The sequence below is a fragment of the Syntrophothermus sp. genome (assembly GCF_013314835.1).
GTDB classification, from domain to species: Bacteria; Bacillota; Syntrophomonadia; order Syntrophomonadales; family Syntrophothermaceae; genus Syntrophothermus; species Syntrophothermus lipocalidus.
The window spans coordinates 1-3,142 of sequence record NZ_JABUEX010000135.1 but is presented as its reverse complement, the minus strand read 5'-3'; the positions used below and the strand labels follow the sequence as shown (position 1 = coordinate 3,142).

The 3,142-nt window shown below is 56.9% G+C and carries 4 protein-coding genes; all 4 read right to left on the bottom strand.

Features of this window, described 5'->3' with window-relative positions; genetic code table 11:
- On the bottom strand, positions 1–995 hold a 995-nt coding region (fliD, locus tag HPY90_RS15625), incomplete at its 3' end, for a flagellar filament capping protein FliD (protein ID WP_287195866.1).
- A gap of 16 nt (positions 996–1,011) precedes the next feature.
- A complete protein-coding gene (locus HPY90_RS15620; RefSeq protein WP_287195868.1) occupies positions 1,012–1,368 on the bottom strand; it encodes a flagellar protein FlaG in 357 nt (118 codons plus the stop codon).
- Positions 1,369–1,471: 103 nt separating this feature from the next.
- Positions 1,472–2,404: a flagellin N-terminal helical domain-containing protein gene (locus tag HPY90_RS15615; RefSeq protein WP_287195865.1), complete on the bottom strand. Its 933-nt coding sequence runs from the start codon at positions 2,402–2,404 to the stop codon at positions 1,472–1,474.
- A gap of 398 nt (positions 2,405–2,802) precedes the next feature.
- Positions 2,803–3,142: PIN domain-containing protein (locus HPY90_RS15610; RefSeq protein WP_287195863.1), on the bottom strand; the 340-nt coding region annotated here is incomplete at its 5' end.

Genomic DNA, 3,142 nt, shown 5'->3' with positions numbered 1-3,142 from the left:
AGCTGCTCCTTTTGCGCATCCGTCAGGGGAAGGTAGTCGGGGTAGCGCTCCTCGGTCAGCTCCTTATTGATCGTGTCGAGCAGAGAGTTGAACTGGTCCACGAAGCTCTTCACGGTTTCGAAGATCCTGTCCGTATCATTGGCGACCGTGACCAGCACCGGGGACGCCGTCGTCTTCTTTAAGGTAAAAGTAATGTTGTTCAGGGTGAAGGTGTTTTCGTACTTTGTGATCCCCGTGAGGCCGTTGATATCCACGATGGCGTTTTTCCCCTGCGCAGTAGAGGAAAGAGCTAGGGTTCCCAGAGCAAACGTATCCACGACATCGGCAATTTCGATCTCGTTGGTGGGGTAGTCACCGGTGCGGGTGGTCGAGATCACCACCTTGTCGGTGCTTGCGTCGTAAAATGCAGTGACACCCAGAGATGCCTCGGCATTGATCCTGGCGAGTACACTGTTCAGTGTATCCACCGTTGTGTTGACAGTGAAAGTTTTGCTGTTGCGCGTACCGTCCGGGTTATAGGTGGTGATGGTGAACGAAAGGCTCGTGGTGGTCCCCCAGGGTCGGGCAAACTTGGCCTTCTGACTTTCCAAGGTGGCGTTAGGGTCGATTTTGTTCGTGGTGCTGGCGGAAAGGGCAGACGTACTTATGTCCGTGGCTACTTCCGCCAACTGGTTCACTTTTATGCTATACGTTCCCGGCTGTGCGCTGCCCCCTGGTACGGCTGTTACTGCTGTTTCGTCGCTCGACGTGGCCTTCTTTGCCTGGAAGGTGCCCTGTAGCCGCAGGGGGGAAGCGGTGTTCGTGCGGAAGTCCATGAGCACCCGGTTGATGGCGCGGTAGTCCTCCTGGCGCCACTGCAAGAGCTGCTTCTGCTGCAAGAGCTTATCGAGGGGAATACGCGCCGCCTTCATCAGGTCTTCAACGATCTTCTGGGTCTCGAGGCCGGATACGAGACCGGCCACCCTGTTGATCGGGCTGAAGCTCGTGTTTGCCATTTCCAAACCGCCCCTTCTAGACCTTCTCGTCCACGAGGAGGCCTACGAGCCTCCAGATCTCGGCCACGAGGTTCAGGATCTTCTCGGGAGGAACCTCGTTGACCACCTCGCCGCTCTCCTCGTCAATCACCTGAACCATCACCCTCTTCGTATCCTCGTGAATCCTAAAGTGGAGCTTGTAGTCGAAGGCCCGGACAGCCCGCGTGAGCCTTTCCGCGGCCTCCTCGAGCCCGGCGCGAAAGTCCATGCCCTGGCCTTCTTTTTCTGCAAGAAGAGTTCCTTCCTCCGGCACCTGCCGCCCCTCGGCCCTCGGGTTAGGGAACGGCTGAGTGGTGTGGCTCAAAACTCCCACGTGCCTTTCAGGACCGCTCACCTTCAAGATAAAATCACCCCTGCAACCCTTCTTTTAAAGCCGCACCTTAACAAAAACACGGGCTGGCAAGGAAGAAGCTCCTGCCAGCCCGCACCCTTCGCGCTTAGCCGAGGAGCCGCAATACGGCCTGTGGCACCATGTTCGCCTGGGCGAGCATCACTGTGCCGGCCTGCATGAGGATCTGCTGCCGCGTGAAGTTCATCATTTCTTGCGCCATGTCTACATCTCTGATGCGCGACTCTGCGGCCGTCAGGTTCTCCGCCGCCACCCCGAGGTTGGCGATGGTGTGCTCGAGGCGGTTCTGGTAGGCACCCAGTTTGGCGCGCTCTGTGGAAACCTCATCAATAGCCTTCTGGAAAGTCGTAATTGCAGCTTCGGCATCAGACTGGGTAAGCACGCTGACAGCATAACCAGATGTGGTCGCCAGGCCCCCGGTGGTAGTCGTGTAAACCAGAGTGATGCTGGCGTCTGTAGTACCACTTGAGCTTGCGATCCCGAGTGCGTCGGTCGTGGTACTGAACGAACCGTCACCCAAAACTGCCGCAGCACGCATGTCACTGATACTTACTGTCAACGTCTGGTCTTGGTTTGCCCCAATGTGGAAGTTCTTGTTTGCGAAGCTGGCATCCAGGAGTTTCTGGGTATTGAATTCGGTAGTGACGCCAATACGCTGAACTTCCTCCGTTAGCTGGTTGATCTCTTTCTGAATCTGCAACCGGTCAGCACTGGTTAAGGTGTCGTTGGCCGCCTGGTCAGCCAACTCCCGCATACGCTGGAGGATGCTGTGGGTCTCGTTTAAGGCGCCCTCTGCCGTCTGGATGAGGGAAATTCCGTCCTGGGCGTTACGCACCGCCTGGTTCAGGCCCCGGATCTGGCCGCGCATCTTCTCGGAAATCGCCAACCCGGCGGCATCGTCTGCGGCCCGGTTGATGCGGAGGCCCGAGGAGAGCTTCTCGAGCGACTTGGACATCGCACTATTGGTCTGCGACAGGCCGCGCCATGCGTTGAGGGCGCTGATGTTGTGGTTGATGATCACAGTGTCTCACTCCTCCCTGAAGTTTTCTCGCGCGCTTCCCTGCGCTTGAAGTTGTTGGCCTTTTCTTTTCACTTCTTGAACGCTAAATGCTCCTCTCCCTGAAAATGGCTCTTTCTTTCCTCTGGGAAATCCCCCCTTTTTTCTCTTTTTTCGCCCTGTGCCGGGTGGAGTGCGGATGTGCAGGCATGGCCCCGGCCCAAGGCGGGTCAAAGGTGCCGGAACAGAAAAGGCCTGCCCGGCTATTTCTAGTATCGGACAGGCCTGGAGGAAAATTTAGGGCTGAAAATCGCGCCATTGTTCCCCCAGCACGCCGAATTTTCCCGAAATCGCCCTCTCTTGCCCCTTCTTTCCTCTTTTGCCGCTTCTTGCAGAAACCCCTTCAGAATGGCCCCGGCGCATCACCGGTTCTTCTCTCGCCAGAGCGCAAGGAATTCAGCAGGGTTGAGGACAGCGATACCACCACATGCCGATGCCGGAAAATGCTTTTTGTTGCCGGTAATAAGAACTGCATCCCCAGCCGCCAGGGCAGCCTCGAGAAAAGGTTCGTCATCAGGATCAGGCAGTCTTTCGGGTAAAGGCCTGGCGGCAACCAAAAGCCCTTCGGACTCGATCTGGGCAAGAAGGGCGTCTCTTTCTCCTTTTTCGATCCCAAATTTGGGGCGGGCAAGCACCTCCCGGTATTCGTTCAATATCCGGGCATCATAAACAACCCTCAACAGTCCTGCAGCAACAAGCCGG